Below are 17,437 nucleotides of genomic sequence, written 5' to 3'. Positions count from 1 at the left end.
CGTGGTGGACGACGCCATCGTGGTGGTGGAGAACATCGCCCGACGCATCGAGGAGGGCGATCCGCCGATCCAGGCGGCGATCACCGGCGCCCGCCAGGTCGGTTTCACCGTGCTGTCGATGACGCTCTCGCTGGTCGCGGTGTTCATCCCGCTGCTGCTCATGGGCGGCCTCACCGGACGGCTGTTCCGCGAGTTCGCGGTGACTCTCTCGGCGGCGATCCTGGTGTCCCTGGTGGTATCCCTGACCCTCACGCCGATGCTCTGCGCGCGTCTGCTGCGTCCGCTGAAACGGCCCGAAGGTGCTTCCCTGGCGCGGCGCAGCGATCGCTTCTTCGCCGCCTTCATGCTGCGCTACCGCGCCAGCCTGGGCTGGGCGCTGGAGCACTCGCGGCTGATGGTGGTGATCATGCTGGCCTGCATCGCCATGAACCTCTGGTTGTTCGTGGTGGTGCCCAAGGGCTTTCTCCCGCAGCAGGACTCCGGGCGCCTGCGCGGCTACGCGGTGGCCGACCAGAGCATCTCGTTCCAGTCCCTGAGCGCGAAGATGGGCGAGTACCGCAAGATCCTCTCTTCCGATCCGGCGGTGGAAAACGTGGTCGGCTTCATCGGCGGCGGCCGCTGGCAGTCGAGCAACACCGGTTCGTTCTTCGTCACCCTCAAGCCGATCGGCGAACGCGACCCGGTGGAGAAGGTCCTCACCCGGCTGCGCGAGCGGATCGCCAAGGTGCCCGGCGCGGCGCTCTATCTCAATGCCGGCCAGGACGTGCGCCTGGGCGGCCGCGACAGCAACGCGCAGTACGAATTCACCTTGCGCAGCGACGACCTGACCCTGCTCCGCGAATGGGCGCCGAAGGTCGAGGCGGCGATGCGCAAGCTGCCGCAGCTGGTGGACGTCAACAGCGACTCCCAGGACAAGGGCGTGCAGACCCGCCTGGTGATCGACCGCGACCGTGCGGCGACCCTGGGGATCAACGTGGAAATGGTCGACGCGGTGCTCAACGATTCCTTCGGCCAGCGCCAGGTGTCGACCATCTTCAACCCGCTGAACCAGTACCGGGTGGTGATGGAGGTCGACCAGCAGTACCAGCAGAGCCCGGAGATCCTCCGCCAGGTCCAGGTGATCGGCAACGACGGCCAGCGCGTGCCGCTGTCCGCGTTCAGCCACTACGAACCGAGCCGGGCACCGCTGGAGGTCAACCACCAGGGCCAGTTCGCCGCCACCACGCTGTCCTTCAACCTGGCGCCGGGCGCGCAGATCGGCCCGACCCGCGAGGCCATCATGCAGGCCCTGGAGCCGCTGCACATCCCGGTGGACGTGCAGACCAGCTTCGAGGGCAACGCCGGCGCGGTGCAGGACACGCAGAACCAGATGCCCTGGCTGATCCTCCTGGCGCTGCTGGCGGTGTACATCGTCCTCGGCATCCTCTACGAGAGCTACGTGCACCCGCTGACCATCCTCTCGACCCTGCCTTCGGCCGGGGTCGGCGCGCTGCTCGCGCTGATCCTCTGCCGCAGCGAGCTGAGCCTGATCGCGCTGATCGGCATCATCCTGCTGATCGGCATCGTCAAGAAGAACGCGATCATGATGATCGACTTCGCCCTGGAGGCCGAGCGCAACCACGGCCTGAGCCCGCGCGAGGCGATCCTCGAGGCCTGCATGATGCGCTTCCGGCCGATCATGATGACCACCCTGGCCGCCTTGCTCGGCGCCTTGCCGCTGATCTTCGGCATCGGCGGCGACGCCGCGTTGCGCCGGCCGCTGGGCATCACCATCGTCGGCGGGCTGATCGGCAGCCAGTTGCTGACCCTGTACACCACCCCGGTGGTCTACCTCTATCTCGATCGCCTGCGCCACTGGGTCAACCAGAAACGCGGCGTACGCACGGACGGTGCGCTGGAGACACCCCTATGAAACACACCCCCTCGTTGCTCGCCCTGGCCCTGGTCGCCGCCCTCGGCGGCTGCTCCATCGGCCCCGACTACCAGCGACCGGACCTGGCGGTGCCCGCCGAATTCAAGGAAGCCGAAGGCTGGCGCCGCGCCGAGCCGCGCGACGTGTTCCAGCGCGGCGCCTGGTGGGAGCTGTATGGCGACCAGACCCTGAACGACCTGCAGATGCACCTGGAACGTTCCAACCAGACCCTGGCCCAGTCGGTGGCGCAGTTCCGCCAGGCCGAGGCGCTGGTGCGCGGCGCGCGAGCCGCGTTCTTCCCGTCGATCACCGGCAACGTGGGCAAGACCCGCAGCGGCCAGGGCGGCGGCGACAGCACCGTGCGCCTTCCCGACGGCTCCACTGTGAGCAGCGGCGGTGGCTCCGGTGCGATCAGCAACAGTTACTCGACCAGCCTCGGCGTCAGCTGGGAGGTCGACCTCTGGGGCAAGCTGCGCCGGCAACTGGAGGCCAACCAGGCGAGCCTGCATGCCAGCGCCGCCGACCTCGCCGCGGTGCGCCTCAGCCAGCAGTCGCAACTGGCGCAGAACTACCTGCAACTGCGGGTGATGGACGAACAGATCCGCCTGCTCAACGACACGGTGACGGCCTACGAGCGTTCGCTGAAGGTGGCCGAGAACAAATACCGCGCCGGCATCGTCACCAGGGCCGACGTGGCCCAGGCCCGCACCCAGCTGAAAAGCACCCAGGCCCAGGCCATCGACCTGAAGTACCAGCGCGCCCAGCTGGAGCACGCCATCGCCGTGCTGGTCGGCCTGCCGCCGGCGCAATTCAACCTGCCGCCGGTGGCGAGCGTGCCGAAGCTGCCGGACCTGCCGGCAGTGGTGCCGTCGCAATTGCTCGAACGACGGCCGGACATCGCCTCGGCGGAACGCAAGGTGATTTCCGCCAATGCCCAGATCGGCGTGGCCAAGGCCGCCTATTTTCCCGACCTCACCCTGAGCGCCGCCGGCGGCTACCGCAGCGGCAGCCTGAGCAACTGGATCAGCACGCCGAACCGCTTCTGGTCGATCGGCCCGCAGTTCGCCATGACCCTGTTCGACGGCGGCCTGATCGGCTCCCAGGTGGACCAGGCCGAGGCGACCTACGACCAGACCGTGGCGACCTACCGGCAGACCGTGCTCGACGGTTTCCGCGAGGTGGAGGACTACCTGGTGCAATTGAGCGTCCTCGACGAGGAGAGCGGGGTGCAGCGCGAAGCCCTGGAGTCGGCCCGCGAGGCACTGCGCCTGGCCGAGAACCAGTACAAGGCCGGCACCGTCGACTACACCGACGTGGTCACCAACCAGGCCACCGCGCTGAGCAACGAACGCACCGTGCTGACCCTGCTCGGCAGCCGCCTGACCGCCAGCGTCCAGTTGATCGCGGCAATGGGCGGCGGCTGGGACAGCGCCGACATCGAGCGGACCGACGAGCGGCTCGGCCGGGTCGAGGAGGGCCTGCCGCCTTCGCCCTGAGTTCTTCTCGCTGCCTGTTCCTGACGAATGCCTTTCCCCGCTATTGCGCTTGCATGACACACCGCCGTCCGCGTCTCGGCTAGAGTGCGGCGGCGGATGTGGAGGTGAATACGTGTCGGGGAAGTTTCCGGAAAAGCCCTCGCGCCGAGGCTACTGGCTCGGCTGGTTGTGCCGCCTGGCCATGCTTGGCGGCGTCGCCGCGATGTTCTGGGCGCTGCTGCAATGCTTCGTCCTGCTGCACGGCGATCCGCCGCTCCAGCGCGCCCCGCTGCGGACGCCCTGGACCCTGCTGGCGCTCGGCCTGGCGCTGTTCCTCGCCGGTTTCTGCGGCGAGTACCGGCTGTGGCGGCGCCGCGCCGGTTGCTGAAACCGGCGTCAGGCAGCGCCCGTCGCAGGGAACAGCAGGCGCAGGTGGGTCTTCTGCTGCGGTACGCTTTCCGCTTCGGCGCGGCCGCCGTGGTAGGCCATGATCGATTGCACGATGGCCAGTCCCAGGCCGGTGCCGGCCTGGGCTCCAGTCTGGCGTCCGGCGCGGCGGTAGAAGCGCTCGAACAGGTGCGGCAGGTACTCCGGCGGGATGCCCGGGCCGTCGTTGCTGACCCTCACCTCGGTGTGCCCCGCGCGCTCCCCGATCCGCACGTCGATGCGCCCGCCTTGCGGGGTGTGGCGCACGGCGTTGGACACCAGGTTGGAAATGGCGCGCTGGATCATCAGGTTGTCGCCGTGGGCGAAGCCGCTGCCGGAGAGGCGCAGTTCGACGCCCTTGTCCTCGGCGACCATCTCGTACAGGTCGATGACCTTGGCCGCCTGCTCGTGCAGGGCGACGCAGCCGAACTGGGCCTGGATCGCCGGGTTGTCCACCTGCACCAGGAACAGCATGTCGGTGACGATCCGCGACAGCCGCTCCAGTTCCTCGGCATTGGACTCCAGGGCTTCGCGGTATGCCGCGCTGTCGCGATGCTGGCTGAGCAGCACCTGGTTGCGCACCAGCAGGTTGCAGATCGGCGCGCGCAGTTCGTGGGCCAGGTCGTCGGAAAACTGCGAGAGCTGGCGTACGCCATCCTCGAGGCGGCCGAGCATGTGGTTGAAGCTGCGGGCCAGGCTGTCCAGCTCGCGCGGCAGGTTCTGCTCGGGGATGCGGTAGGAGAGATCCTGCGGGCTGACCTGGGCGGCCACCCGGCGGAAGCGGTTCAACGGTTCGAGGCCGGCACGCACCACCCACCAGGCGGCCAGGGCGATCAATGGCAGGAGGAAGGGCAGGGCCAGCAGGGTGGCGCGGAGGAAACCGTCGAGCAGGCGCTCGTCGGCGTTGCGCTCGCTGCTCAGCAACACCTGTACCGGGGTGCCGTTCTTCATGCGCATGGAAGCGCCGATGCTCAGCAGGCGCTGGTCGTTGCCGGTGCTCCAGCTCTGGAACACCGGCTGGCGGGCATCCGCCTGCAAGCGGGCGAGAAGCGCGCGGTTGGCCGCGACGCTGGCCGCGGCCTGGTCGCCGAAGCTCATCAGCGGCTGGCCGCTGCGGCTGTCGAGAATGCTCAGGTGCAGGCCGCTGTGAGCCACCAGTTGGTCCTGCAGGGCATGCGCCTGTACGGCCGGGTCGCTGCGCAGGTCGAGATCGTCTTCCAGGCTGTGGCGGATCTGCTCCAGCTTCAATTGCAGGTTTTCCCGCTCGCGGGCTTCCAGCTCGCGGCCGAGGTTCCAGTGCGCCATCGCGCCGAGCGCCAGGGCCAGCAGCGCGCCGAGGGCGCCGACCAGCAGGGCCAGGCGCAGCGACAGTCGGCCTGGTGGCGTCATCGGCGCGCTTCCAGGACGTAGCCGACGCCGCGAATGGTATGGATCAGCTTGAGGTCGAAGCCGTCGTCGATCTTCGCCCGCAGGCGGCAGATGGCGACTTCCACCACGTTGGAGTCGTTGTCGAAGTTCATGTCCCAGATCAGCGAGATGATCTGCGTCCGGGTGATGACGTCGCCGTTGCGCCGCATCAGCAGGTGCAGCAGGGCGAACTCCTTGGTCGTCAGGTTGATCCGCACCCGGCCGCGGAAGGCCCGGTGGCGGCTGGCGTCCAGCTCCAGGTCGGCGACCCGCAGGACGTCCTGCATCGGTGCCTGGTCGTGGCGGCGCAGCAGCGAGCGGACCCGCGCCAGCAGTTCGGGGAACTGGAACGGCTTGACCATGAAGTCGTCGGCGCCGAGATCGAGGCCGCGCACCTTGTCGGTCAGCCTGCCATGCCCGGTGAGCATCATCACCCGCGCGCTGCTGCGTTCGCGCAGGCGGCGGAGCAGGTCCCAGCCGTCGATGCCGGGCAGGTTGACGTCGAGGATCACCAGTTCGTAAGGGTGTTGCAAGGCCATGTGCAGGCCGTCGATACCATCGTTGGCGCGGTCGACGATGTAGCCGCTTTCGGTCAGGCCCTGGTGCAGGTAGTCGGCAGTCTTGACTTCATCTTCGATAATAAGGATGCGCATGTTCGCCCCTATATAAAGTATGGATTCATTTGCAAGTAAATGTTTAAGTGCATTGCTATAAAGTTACATTGCGGGCGTTGCCTGGATAGAATCCTGGAAATGTAATTTCATATCGTTGCGCTGCTTCGATGATAATTATCGAATGACCGGGTAGTTCTCCCGGGAGTCCGCCTGAGAACTTTGGAAATGTCCGCAGCGCAAGCACCGCTGGGCGTGAGGGGCAATGCCTTTTGTAAGCGCATGTTGCTTTTGTCCCTATGTTTCATCCAACTATTGCCAGTCTCTTCGAAGGTTGCCGAAGTGTAACCGCTAATTGTCCGTGGAGAATATTCATTACCGACTTGTAATTCTTCCGTCACCTTGCCGATAAGCCCCGCTACCTAACATCTGCCGCATCCCGGAAGTGCAACTTCGAATATCGCCGGCGAGATATCGCCGATGAACGGTTGCGTGGTTCCGGGCCGGTAATGGATCGCCGTCGCCGACGACGATCAGCAGACGAGGAGCGGAACATGCCGATACTTCGGCCACTGGCCAGCGCGGGGAAACGCGCCTGCTGGCTACTGATGGGACTCTGCCTGGGCCTGCCGGCCCTGGCGAACGAGGCGCCGGTGAGTTTCAACGGTACTTCGATCAGCCTCGAGCAGGCGTTGGAGCGGGCCCTGCGGAGCAACCCCGAGCTGGCGGCGGTGGGGCGCGAGACCGAGATCGCCAGCGGCGCGCGGCAGCAGGCCGGGCTGATCCCCAACCCGGATCTGTCCTGGAGCGTCGAGGACACCCGCCAGGGCAATCGCCAGACCAGCGTCAGCATCGCCCAGCCGCTGGAGCTGGGCGGCAAGCGCGGCGCGCGGGTGGAGGTGGCGAAACGCGGCAGCGAGATCGCCTGGACCCAACTGGAAGTCCGTCGCGCCGAACTGCGCGCCCAGGTCCGTGGCGCCTACTACGCGGCGCTGACCGCGCAGGAGCGGGTGCGCCTGGCGAAGACCTCCCTGGACCTGGCCAGGCGCGCGCTGCAGGCCGCCGACCGACGGGTCAAGGCCGGCAGCATCTCTTCGGTGGAACGGGTCCGCGCCCAGGTCCTGGCGGACAACGCCCAGCTCGACCTGAGCCAGGCGGAGCTGGAGCAGCAGCGCACCTATGTGCAGCTGTCGAGCACCTGGGACGAGCCGCAGCCAGGCTTCGCCAGGGTCGGCGGTGCGCTCGACGCGGTGCCGGCGAGCATCACCCGTGGCGCCTTGCTGCGCCATCTCGACGAGTCGCCGACCCTGCGCCTGGCGGCCCAGGAGGTAGCGCGCGGCGAGGCCCAGGTCGACCTGGAGAAGCGCCAGCGCATCCCCAACCTGACGGTCAGCATCGGCAGCAAGTACGACCAGACCGCCCGCGACGGACGTGGCGAACGGGTCAACCTGATCGGCCTGTCGATGCCGCTGCCGCTGTTCGACCGCAACCAGGGCAACATCTACGCCGCCCAGAGCCGCGCCGACCAGGCCCGCGACCTGCAGCGCGCGACCCTGCTGCGCCTGCGCAGCGAAGCGGTGCAGGCCTACGACCAGTTGCGCACCTCGGAACAGGAGCTGGCGCTGGTCCGTCGCGACCTGCTGCCCGGCGCACAGAGCGCGCTGGACTCGATGACCCGCGGCTTCGAGATGGGCAAGTTCAACTTCCTCGACGTGCTCGACGCCCAGCGCACCCTGGTCGGCGTCCGTGCCCAGTACGTGCGCGCGCTGGACGCCGCGGCGCAGGCGCGGGTGAGCATGGAGCGCCTGCTCGGCGAAGACATCGGCCACCTCGGCCAGTGAGATTTCCGGGGCGGGCCGCCGGCGCGCCCCCCGAACGGTTCGGGAGAACAGAATGGGCAAGAAGACGATTATCGCGGTGACCGCACTGGCACTGCTCGGCCTGGGCGGCGGCGCCTACCTGGAGCTGGGCGGCAAGGCGCCGGCCGGCGCCGGCGAAGCGGCCGCCGAGGGCGAGGGCAGCGGACCGCGCGGCGGCATGTTGTTGCGCCAGGGCGACCTGACCCTGGAACTGCTGGTGCCGGAGGACGGCAGCCCGCTCAAGGCCTGGGTCGAGCGCGGCGGCAAGGCGCTGGCGCCGCAGGAGGTGGTCCTCGGCGCCGACGTCGAGCGTGCCACCGGCGAGGTCGAGGACCTGCTGTTCAAGGCCAGCGGCGATGGCCTGGTGGCCAATGCCGGGATCGCCGAGCCGCATGCCTTCACCGCGCGCCTCAAGCTGATGGCCGGCAAACAGGGCTACGACTTCGCCTTCACCCGCGAGGAGGGCAAGCTGGAGCTGGATGCCGAGCAGATCGAGGCCGCCGGCATCACCCTCGATACGGCGCGGACGATCAGCCTGGCCCAGGTGGTCTCGCTGCCCGGCGAGATCCGCTTCAACGAGGACCGCACCGCGCATATCGTCCCGCGCCTGCCGGGGATCGTCGACAGCGTGCCGGCCAATCTTGGCCAGGCGGTGAAGCAGGGCGAGCTGCTGGCGGTGATCAGCAGCCCGCAGTTGTCCGACCAGCGCAGCGAATTCGCCGCCGCCCAGCGCCGCCTGAGCCTGGCGCAGAGCACCTACAAGCGCGAGCAGCAGCTGTGGAAGGAGGGCATCTCCGCCGAGCAGGAATTCCTGCTCGCCCGCCAGGGTTTGCAGGAAGCCGAGATCGCGCTGAACAACGCGCGGGCGAAGATCGCCGCGCTCGGCGGCAATCCCAGCCTGCAGGGCGGCAACCGCTACGAGCTGCGCGCGCCGTTCGCCGGGGTGCTGGTGGAAAAGCACCTGACCCAGGGCGAGCCGGTGGACGGCACCGCCAACGTCTTCACCCTGTCCGACCTGTCCTCGGTCTGGGCCACCTTCAACGTGCCCGCGCAACTGCTCGGCCAGGTCCGCGTCGGCAGCAAGGTCAAGGTGCTCGCCCAGGCGCTGGATAGCGAGGTGGAGGGCACCGTGTCCTACATCGGCGACCTGCTCGGCGAGCAGACCCGCGCGGCCACCGCCCGGGTCACCCTGAGCAACCCCGAGAGCACCTGGCGCCCGGGCCTGTTCGTTTCCGTGCAGGTGGCCGAGGCGACCCGCAAGGAAGTCCTGACGGTCGCCGACGGCGCGGTGCAGAACGTCGACGGCGAGGACGTGGTGTTCGTCCGCGTGGCCGACGGCTTCGTGGTCCAGCCGGTCAAGCTGGGCATCAGCGACGGCCAGCGCGTCGAGGTCCTCGAGGGCCTGCGCGCCGGCAGCCAGGTCGCCGCCAGCGGCAGCTTCATCCTCAAATCCGAACTGGGCAAGGGCTCGGCGGAACACGGTCACTGAGTCCCGCTCCAGGAGTCTTCGCATGTTCGAACGCATCATCCAATTCGCCATCGAGCAACGCTGGCTGGTCCTGCTGGCGGTGCTGGGGATGGCCGGGGTCGGCATTGGCAGCTACCAGAAGCTGTCCATCGACGCGGTCCCGGACATCACCAACGTCCAGGTGCAGATCAATACCGCCGCCCCCGGCTACTCGCCGCTGGAAGTGGAGCAGCGGATCACCTACCCGGTGGAGACCGTCATGGCCGGCCTGCCGGGTTTGCAGGAAACCCGTTCGCTGTCGCGGCCGGGGATTTCCCAGGTGACGGTGATCTTCGAGGAAGGCACCGACATCTACTTCGCCCGCCAGCAGGTCAACGAACGCCTGAGCACGGCGCGCGAGCAACTGCCGGAAGACATCTCGCCGACCCTCGGGCCGATCTCCACCGGTCTCGGCGAGATCTACCTGTGGACGGTAGAGGCCGAGGAGGGCGCGACCAAGGAGGACGGCAGCGCCTACACGCCCACCGACCTGCGCACCATCCAGGACTGGATCATCCGTCCGCAGTTGCGCAACGTGCAGGGCGTGGCCGAGATCAACACCATCGGCGGCTACGCCAAGCAATTCCTCATCGCCCCGGATCCGAAGAAGCTCGCGGCCTACAAGCTGACCCTCGGCGACCTGCAGAACGCCGTGCTGCGCAACAACGAGAACGTCGGCGCCGGCTACATCGAGCGGCGCGGCGAGCAGTTGCTGATCCGCGCGCCGGGCCAGGTCAAGGACATGGACGATATCCGCGGGATCATCGTTTCCAACGTCGACGGCGTGCCGATCCGTATCCGCGACGTCGCCGAGGTCGGCCTGGGCAAGGAGCTGCGCACCGGCGCGGCCACCGAGAACGGCCGCGAAGTGGTGCTCGGCACGGTGTTCATGCTGATCGGCGAGAACAGCCGGGAAGTGGCCCAGGCGGTCGGCCAGCGCCTGGAGGAGATCAACCGGACCCTGCCCAAGGGGGTCAAGGCGATCACCGTCTACGACCGCACCACCCTGGTGGACAAGGCCGTGGCCACGGTGAAGAAGAACCTGGTGGAAGGCGCGGCGCTGGTGATCGCGGTGCTCTTCCTGTTCCTCGGCAATATCCGCGCGGCGCTGATCACCGCCACCATCATCCCGCTGTCGATGCTGTTCACCTTCACCGGGATGGTCGGCAACAGGGTCAGTGCCAACCTGATGAGCCTCGGCGCGCTGGACTTCGGCATCATCGTCGACGGCGCCGTGGTGATCGTCGAGAACGCCATCCGCCGCCTGGCCCACGCCCAGGCCCACCACGGCCGCCAGCTGACCCGCGCGGAACGTTTCCACGAGGTCTTCGCCGCGTCCAGGGAGGCGCGCCGGGCGCTGATCTTCGGCCAGATCATCATCATGGTGGTGTACCTGCCGATCTTCGCCCTCACCGGGGTCGAGGGGAAGATGTTCCACCCGATGGCGTTCACCGTGGTCACCGCGCTGCTTGGCGCGATGATCCTCTCGGTGACCTTCGTCCCGGCGGCGATCGCGCTGTTCATCACCGGCAAGGTCAAGGAGGAGGAGAACTTCGTCATGCGCCGCGCGCGTCTGGCCTACGAACCGGCGCTGCGCTGGGTGCTCGGACACCGCGCGCTGGTGGTCGGCGGCGCCCTCGGCGCGATCCTGCTCACCGGGCTGGTGGCCTCGCGGATGGGCAGCGAGTTCATTCCCAGCCTCAGCGAGGGCGACTTCGCCATGCAGGGCCTGCGGGTGCCGGGCACCAGCCTGACCCAGTCGGTCGAGATGCAGCAGACCCTGGAGAAGAAGCTGATGGGCAAGTTCCCGGAGATCGAGCGGGTCTTCGCCCGCACCGGGACCGCCGAGATTGCCTCCGACCTGATGCCGCCGAACGCCTCCGACAGCTACGTGATGCTCAAGCCGCAGAGCCAGTGGCCGGACCCGAAGAAGTCGCGGGAGGCGCTGCTGGAAGAATTGCAGGCCGCGGCCCTTGAGGTGCCGGGCAGCGTCTACGAGTTCTCCCAGCCGATCCAGTTGCGCTTCAACGAACTGATCTCCGGGGTGCGCAGCGACGTCGCGGTGAAGGTCTTCGGCGACGACATGCAGGTGCTCAACGACACCGCGGAGAAGATCTCCAAGGTGCTGCAAGGCATCGACGGCGCCTCCGAGGTGAAGGTCGAGCAGACCACCGGCCTGCCGGTGCTGACGGTGGACATCGACCGCGACAAGGCGGCACGCTTCGGCCTCAATGTCGGCGACATCCAGGACACCGTGGCCACCGCCCTCGGCGGACGCAACGCCGGTACCCTGTTCGAGGGCGACCGCCGCTTCGACATCGTCATCCGCCTGCCGGAAACCCTGCGCGCCGACCTGCCGGCACTGTCCAACCTGCTGATCCCGCTGCCGCCGAACAACCTGGCGCGGATCGACTTCATCCCGCTGTCGGACGTGGCGCGCCTCGACCTCTCGCCGGGACCGAACCAGATCAGCCGGGAGAACGGCAAGCGGCGCATCGTGGTCAGCGCCAACGTGCGCGGCCGCGACATCGGCTCGTTCGTGCTGGAAGCGCAACAGAAGCTGCAGGACGGGGTGAAGATCCCGGCCGGCTACTGGACCACCTGGGGCGGCCAGTTCGAACAGTTGCAGTCCGCCGCCAAGCGCTTGCAGGTAGTGGTGCCGGTGGCGCTGCTGCTGGTGTTCACCTTGCTCTTCGCCATGTTCAACAACGTCAAGGACGGCCTGCTGGTGTTCACCGGCATCCCCTTCGCCCTCACCGGCGGGGTGCTGGCCCTGTGGCTGCGCGGGATACCGCTGTCGATCTCGGCGGCGGTGGGTTTCATCGCCCTGTCCGGGGTGGCGGTGCTCAACGGCCTGGTGATGATCTCCTTCATCCGCAACCTGTTGCAGGAAGGACGCAGCCTCGACCAGGCGGTGTGGGAGGGCGCCATCACCCGCCTGCGTCCGGTGCTGATGACCGCCCTGGTGGCGTCCCTCGGTTTCGTGCCGATGGCCCTGGCCACCGGCACCGGCGCCGAGGTGCAGCGGCCGCTGGCGACGGTGGTGATCGGCGGCATCCTGTCCTCGACCATGCTGACCCTGCTGGTGCTGCCGGTGCTCTATCGCTGGACCCACGGGCGCGACGCCGGTCCGCGCGAGGAGACGCCGGCGGCCGGCTGAAGCGGGCGCGCAAGCGGGCCGGCAGGGGAAACCCTGACGGCCCTTTTTCGTTGGCCGTTGGACGGATTCCGTTCGATTACCGCACGCGATTGCCGGCCCAGATTGTCGCCGGCGGGGGGCTTGCGTAGTGTGGGTGGACGTTCCGCGCCCGGCGCTTGGCGCCGCGCGGCGATAACAACAACGATAGCAGCCTGAGTGTCCTGCCCATGAATGCCTCCTTGCTCAGCGAGCGCAGCCGGGTGTTCGAACGTGCCGACCCCTATGCGGTGTCCGGCTACGTCAACCGGCACGTCGGTACGCACTGCATACGCCTGCCGGCCGCCGGCAGGCCGCAAGCCAGCCTCGACCACCGCACCTTCGCCAGCCTCGACCTGTGCCGGATCAGCTACGGCGCGGCGGTACGGGTCACCTCGCCGGCGCTGGAGAGCATCTTCCACCTGCAGATCCTCCTGCGCGGCCACTGCCTGTGGCGCGGCGGCGGGCAGGAACACGCCCTGGCGCCGGGCGAGCTGTTGCTGATCAACCCGGACGATCCGGTCGACCTGACCTATTCGGCGGACTGCGAGAAATTCATCGTCAAGCTGCCCTGCGCGCTGCTCGAAGCGATCTGCGCCGAGCAGCGCTGGAGCCATCCGGCACGCGGCGTGCGTTTCCTCGAACATCGCTATCGCCTGGACCAGCTGGAAGGCTTCGTCGGCCTGCTCGCCCTGGTCTGCCGCGAGGCCGAGTCCGGCGAGCGGCTGGCGCGGGTCGACAGCCACTTCGAGCAGATCCTCGGCAGCAAGCTGCTGACCCTGCTGAAGACCAACGTCAGCCGCGAGGACCCCGGCGATGCGCAGGTCGTCTTCGCCCGCCTCGATGCCTACATCCGCCGCCATCTGCAGAGCGAGATCGAGGTCGCGGCGCTGGCCGAGCAGGCGCACATGAGCACTCGCTCGCTGTACGCGCTGTTCGAGCGCCAGCTTGGCGAGAGCCCTCGGCAATACATTCGCCGGCTGCGCCTGGAGCGCATCCGCGCCTGCCTGGAAGACCCCGGCTGCCGGGTACGCAACCTCACCGAACTGGCCCTGGACTTCGGTTTCGCCCACCTCGGCCGCTTCGCCGAGCAATATCGCCGGCAGTTCGGCGAGCTGCCTTCGGAAACCCTGCGCCGGCGCGCCTAGCGCCGACCGCCACGGCGTGCAGGAATCGGCCAGCGATCCGCAGGCAACGGATATCCCCAGCAGTACGCGCTACCTAACCTGACCGGGCCTGAACAATAACAACGGAGGCCCCGGCCATGTCCCTGGGTAGCGATTACTTGCGTTCTCTGCTCGAGGAAGACCCCGAGCGCGGCGTCTACCGCTGCAAGCGGGAGATGTTCACCGACCCACGCCTGTTCGAACTGGAGATGAAGCACATCTTCGAGGGCAACTGGGTCTATCTCGCCCACGAAAGCCAGGTTGCCGGAATCAACGACTACCTGACCACCCAGATCGGCCGCCAGTCGATCGTCATCGCGCGCAACCGCGACGGCCAGCTCAACGCCTTCATCAACGCCTGCAGCCACCGTGGCGCGATGCTCTGCCGGCACAAGAGCGGCAATCGCAGCAGCTATACCTGTCCGTTCCACGGCTGGACCTTCAACAACTCCGGCAAGCTGCTCAAGGTCAAGGACCCGGCCGAGGCCGGCTACCCGCAGGGCTTCGACTGCGAGGGCTCGCACGACCTGACCCGGGTGGCGCGCTTCGAGTCCTACCGTGGCTTCCTGTTCGGCAGCCTCAACCCCGATGTCAGGCCGCTGGCCGAGCACCTGGGCGAGTCGGCGAAGATCATCGACATGATCGTCGACCAGTCGCCGGAAGGCCTCGAAGTGCTGCGCGGCTCTTCCAGCTATGTCTACGAAGGCAACTGGAAGCTTACCGCCGAGAACGGCGCCGACGGCTACCACGTCAGTTCGGTGCACTGGAACTACGCGGCGACCCAGAGCCAGCGCCAGCAGCGCGACGCCGCGGACCAGCCGCGGACCATGAGCGCCGCCGGCTGGGCCCGGCAGGGCGGCGGCTTCTACTCGTTCGAGCATGGCCACATGCTGCTCTGGAGTCGCTGGGCCAACCCCGAGGACCGGCCGGCCTTCGAGCGCCGCGCCGAGCTTGCCCGCGACTTCGGCGAGGCCCGCGCCGACTGGATGATCGAGAACTCGCGCAACCTCTGCCTGTACCCCAACGTCTACCTGATGGACCAGTTCAGCTCGCAGATCCGCATCGCCCGGCCGCTGTCGGTGGACCGTACGGAAATCACCATCTACTGCATCGCGCCGAAAGGCGAGAGCGCCGAGGCGCGCGCCCGGCGCATCCGCCAGTACGAGGACTTCTTCAACGTCAGCGGCATGGCCACCCCGGACGACCTGGAGGAGTTCCGTTCCTGCCAGCAGGGCTACCAGGGCAGCGTGGTCGGCTGGAACGACCTGTCGCGCGGCGCCGAACACTGGATAGAGGGCGCCGACGCGGCGGCCGCGGCCATCGACCTGCGGCCGCGCCTGAGCGGCGTGCGCACCGAGGACGAAGGGCTGTTCGTATTGCAGCATCGCTACTGGCAGGAGGCGCTGCTCGCCGCCCTGGAGCGCGAACGGACGCAGCGCGTGGCGCTGCGGGAGGTGGCGTCATGAGCCTGGGCTACGACGCCCTGCGCGATTTCCTCTACCGCGAGGCGCGCTATCTCGACGACAAGGATTGGGACGCCTGGCTGGCGTTGTACGCCGCGGACGCCAGTTTCTGGATGCCGTCCTGGGACGACCGCGACCAGCTCACCGAGGACCCGCAGCGGGAAATCTCGCTGATCTGGTACGGCAACCGCGGCGGTCTGGAGGACCGGGTATTCCGCATTCGCACCGAGCGCTCCAGCGCGACCCTGCCGGACACCCGCACCTCGCACAACCTGAGCAACATCGAACTGCTCGGCGAGGACGACGGCATCTGCCGCGCGCGCTGCAACTGGCACACCCTGAGCTATCGCTACAAGACCGTCGACAGCTACTTCGGCACCACCTTCTACGACCTCGACGTACGCGGCGAGAGTCCGCTGATCAAGGCCAAGAAAGTGATCCTGAAGAACGACTACGTTCGCCAGCTGATCGACGTCTACCACGTCTGACGCCCGCGCCGGCGGGCTGTCGAGGGACATGCCATGAACCATCGGATCGCACTCAACTTCGAAGACGGGGTGACCCGCTTCATCCATGCCGCGCCCGGCGAGACCGTGGCCGACGCGGCCTACCGCCAGGGCATCAACATCCCCCTGGACTGCCGCGACGGCGCCTGCGGCACCTGCAAGTGCCTGGCCGAGGCCGGGCGCTATGCGCTGGGCCAGGACTACATCGACGATGCCCTCAGCGCCGAGGAAGCCGCCCGCGGCTACGTGCTGACCTGCCAGATGCGCGCCGAAAGCGACTGCGTGCTGCGCGTGCCGGCGTCCTCGACCCTGTGCAGGACCGGCCAGGCGCGCTACGAGGCGCGCATCAGCGAAGTCCGGCAACTGTCGCCGAGCACCATCGGCCTGTCGCTGCGCGGCGAGGCGCTGGCCAGCCTGGCGTTCCTGCCCGGGCAGTACGTCAACCTCCAGGTGCCCGGCAGCGAGCAGCGCCGCGCCTACTCCTTCAGCTCGCTGGCGAAGGACGGCGAGGTCAGCTTCCTGATCCGCAACGTCCCCGGTGGGCTGATGAGCGGCTTCCTCAGTGGCACAGCCAGGGCCGGCGACAGCCTGGCGATGGACGGCCCGCTGGGCAGTTTCTACCTGCGCGAGATTCACCGGCCACTGCTGATGCTGGCCGGCGGCACCGGCCTGGCGCCGTTCACCGCGATGCTCGAACGGATCGCCGAGCAGGGCAGCGCGCACCCGCTGCACCTGGTCTACGGGGTGACCCACGACGTCGACCTGGTCGGGCTCGAGCGCCTGGAGGCGTTCGCCGAACGGATTCCCGGCTTCACCTGGAGCGCCTGCGTGGCCAGCGCCGACAGCGACTATCCGCGCAAGGGCTACGTGACCGAGCACATCGCCGCGCAGCACCTGCACGAGGGCGACGTCGACATCTACCTGTGCGGGCCGCCGCCGATGGTCGAGGCGGTCGAGCGCTACCTGCGCGAGCAGGGCGTGCGCCCGGCGAATTTCTACTACGAAAAGTTCGCCGCCAGCGCGGCCTGAACCCGAGCGAGCCAAGGAGCTTCCCATGAACGACAGATTCCGCGACAAGGTCGCCCTGGTCAGCGGCGCCGCCCAGGGCATCGGCCTGGGCGTGGCCCGGCGCCTGCTGGAGGAAGGCGCGCGGGTGGTGGCGGTGGACCGCTCTGAGCTGGTCCACGAATTGGCCGGCGACGCCTGCCTGTGCCTGACCGCCGACCTGGAGCGCTACGCCGAATGCCAGCGGGCACTGGAGCGGACCCTGGAGCGTTTCGGCCGGCTGGACATCCTGGTCAACAACGTCGGCGGCACCCTCTGGGCGAAGCCCTACCAGCACTACGCCGAGGACGAGATCGAGGCCGAGCTGCGGCGCTCGCTGCTGCCCACCTTGTGGTGTTGCCGCGCGGCGCTGCCGGCGATGCTGGGGCAGGGTAGCGGGGCGATCGTCAACGTCTCGTCGGTTGCCACCCGCGGGGTCAACCGGGTGCCCTATGGCGCCGCCAAGGGCGGGGTGAACGCGCTGACCGCCTGCCTGGCGTTCGAGACCGCCGACCAGGGCATCCGCGTCAACGCGGTGGCGCCGGGCGGCACCGACGCGCCGCCGCGAAGGATTCCGCGCAACGCCGCGGCGCAGAGCGAGGAGGAGCGGCGCTGGTATCGACAGATCGTCGAGCAGACCCTCGACAGCAGCCTGATGAAACGCTACGGCAGCATCGACGAGCAGGTCGCGGCGATCCTCTTCCTCGCCTCCGACGAGGCGTCCTACATCACCGGCGTGACCCTGCCGGTAGCTGGCGGCGACCTCGGCTGAGCGCTTCAGTCGCCGCTTTCGGTGAACTTCTCCAGGTACAGCCGCAGATGTTCCAGGGAGCGCTCGCGCAGCCACTGGCGGACCGCCTCGACCATCGGCGGCGGCCCGCACAGG

12 protein-coding genes and 2 pseudogenes are annotated in these 17,437 nt (G+C 68.1%); 11 read left to right on the top strand and 3 right to left on the bottom strand.

Translation table 11 applies throughout. The features are described 5' to 3' along the window. The 3 genes and pseudogenes from muxC to HMPREF2914_RS21300 all read left to right on the top strand — a co-directional run. Positions 1 to 1,912 (top strand): annotated as a pseudogene (gene muxC / locus HMPREF2914_RS21310) (multidrug efflux RND transporter permease subunit MuxC); the annotation flags it as partial. Then, complete coding sequence (opmB, locus tag HMPREF2914_RS21305) at positions 1,909 to 3,408, top strand: multidrug efflux RND transporter outer membrane subunit OpmB (RefSeq protein ID WP_023091709.1); 1,500 nt, start codon at positions 1,909 to 1,911, stop codon at positions 3,406 to 3,408. The pseudogene muxC and the gene opmB, both read left to right, overlap by 4 nt. Before the next feature lie 112 nt (positions 3,409 to 3,520). Beyond that, positions 3,521 to 3,775: a hypothetical protein gene (locus HMPREF2914_RS21300; protein ID WP_003111752.1), complete on the top strand. Its 255-nt coding sequence runs from the start codon at positions 3,521 to 3,523 to the stop codon at positions 3,773 to 3,775. Positions 3,776 to 3,783: 8 nt separating this feature from the next. Here the strand turns inward: HMPREF2914_RS21300 and HMPREF2914_RS21295 are convergent, their stop codons facing one another. Both HMPREF2914_RS21295 and HMPREF2914_RS21290 read right to left on the bottom strand, forming a co-directional pair. Next, on the bottom strand, positions 3,784 to 5,202 hold the full coding sequence (locus HMPREF2914_RS21295) for a sensor histidine kinase (protein ID WP_023091710.1): 1,419 nt from the start codon (positions 5,200 to 5,202) through the stop codon (positions 3,784 to 3,786). Further along, entirely contained in the window at positions 5,199 to 5,873 is a 675-nt protein-coding gene (locus HMPREF2914_RS21290) for a heavy metal response regulator transcription factor (protein ID WP_003089900.1), read from the bottom strand. Before HMPREF2914_RS21290 ends, HMPREF2914_RS21295 begins: the two co-directional genes overlap by 4 nt. Before the next feature lie 512 nt (positions 5,874 to 6,385). Here HMPREF2914_RS21290 and HMPREF2914_RS21285 point away from each other — a divergent pair. From HMPREF2914_RS21285 to HMPREF2914_RS21250, 8 genes are all read left to right on the top strand, one after another. Next, on the top strand, positions 6,386 to 7,672 hold the full coding sequence (locus HMPREF2914_RS21285) for a TolC family protein (RefSeq protein ID WP_003113317.1): 1,287 nt from the start codon (positions 6,386 to 6,388) through the stop codon (positions 7,670 to 7,672). A 52-nt stretch (positions 7,673 to 7,724) separates the two neighbouring features. After that, positions 7,725 to 9,179, top strand: coding sequence for an efflux RND transporter periplasmic adaptor subunit (locus HMPREF2914_RS21280; RefSeq protein ID WP_003109532.1), 1,455 nt, complete (start codon positions 7,725 to 7,727; stop codon positions 9,177 to 9,179). Between the two features lie 22 nt (positions 9,180 to 9,201). Next, the gene (locus tag HMPREF2914_RS21275; protein WP_023091711.1) at positions 9,202 to 12,357 is read left to right on the top strand and encodes an efflux RND transporter permease subunit; all 3,156 of its coding nucleotides are present in this window, start codon (positions 9,202 to 9,204) and stop codon (positions 12,355 to 12,357) included. 206 nt (positions 12,358 to 12,563) lie between these two features. Beyond that, positions 12,564 to 13,520 (top strand): AraC family transcriptional regulator, encoded by a 957-nt coding sequence (locus tag HMPREF2914_RS21270; protein ID WP_003109534.1) that lies wholly within the window; start codon positions 12,564 to 12,566, stop codon positions 13,518 to 13,520. Between the two features lie 116 nt (positions 13,521 to 13,636). Next, entirely contained in the window at positions 13,637 to 15,004 is a 1,368-nt protein-coding gene (benA, locus tag HMPREF2914_RS21265) for a benzoate 1,2-dioxygenase large subunit (protein WP_009314151.1), read from the top strand. Continuing rightward, the gene (gene benB / locus HMPREF2914_RS21260; RefSeq protein WP_003120077.1) at positions 15,001 to 15,489 is read left to right on the top strand and encodes a benzoate 1,2-dioxygenase small subunit; all 489 of its coding nucleotides are present in this window, start codon (positions 15,001 to 15,003) and stop codon (positions 15,487 to 15,489) included. Before benA ends, benB begins: the two co-directional genes overlap by 4 nt. A gap of 33 nt (positions 15,490 to 15,522) precedes the next feature. Then, entirely contained in the window at positions 15,523 to 16,536 is a 1,014-nt protein-coding gene (gene benC / locus HMPREF2914_RS21255; RefSeq protein ID WP_003109537.1) for a benzoate 1,2-dioxygenase electron transfer component BenC, read from the top strand. Positions 16,537 to 16,561: 25 nt separating this feature from the next. After that, positions 16,562 to 17,323, top strand: a complete 762-nt coding sequence (locus HMPREF2914_RS21250) for a 1,6-dihydroxycyclohexa-2,4-diene-1-carboxylate dehydrogenase (protein WP_003089880.1) — start codon at positions 16,562 to 16,564, stop codon at positions 17,321 to 17,323. A 5-nt stretch (positions 17,324 to 17,328) separates the two neighbouring features. On the opposite strand, the pseudogene antC reads toward HMPREF2914_RS21250, so the two are convergent. Further along, positions 17,329 to 17,437, bottom strand: a pseudogene (gene antC / locus HMPREF2914_RS32435) (anthranilate 1,2-dioxygenase electron transfer component AntC); the annotation flags it as partial.

This window comes from Pseudomonas sp. HMSC067G02, from assembly GCF_001813485.1.
Taxonomy (GTDB): Bacteria; Pseudomonadota; Gammaproteobacteria; order Pseudomonadales; family Pseudomonadaceae; genus Pseudomonas; species Pseudomonas aeruginosa.
Note: the sequence above shows the minus strand (reverse complement) of the source record. Positions and strands in the feature narration are given on the sequence as shown.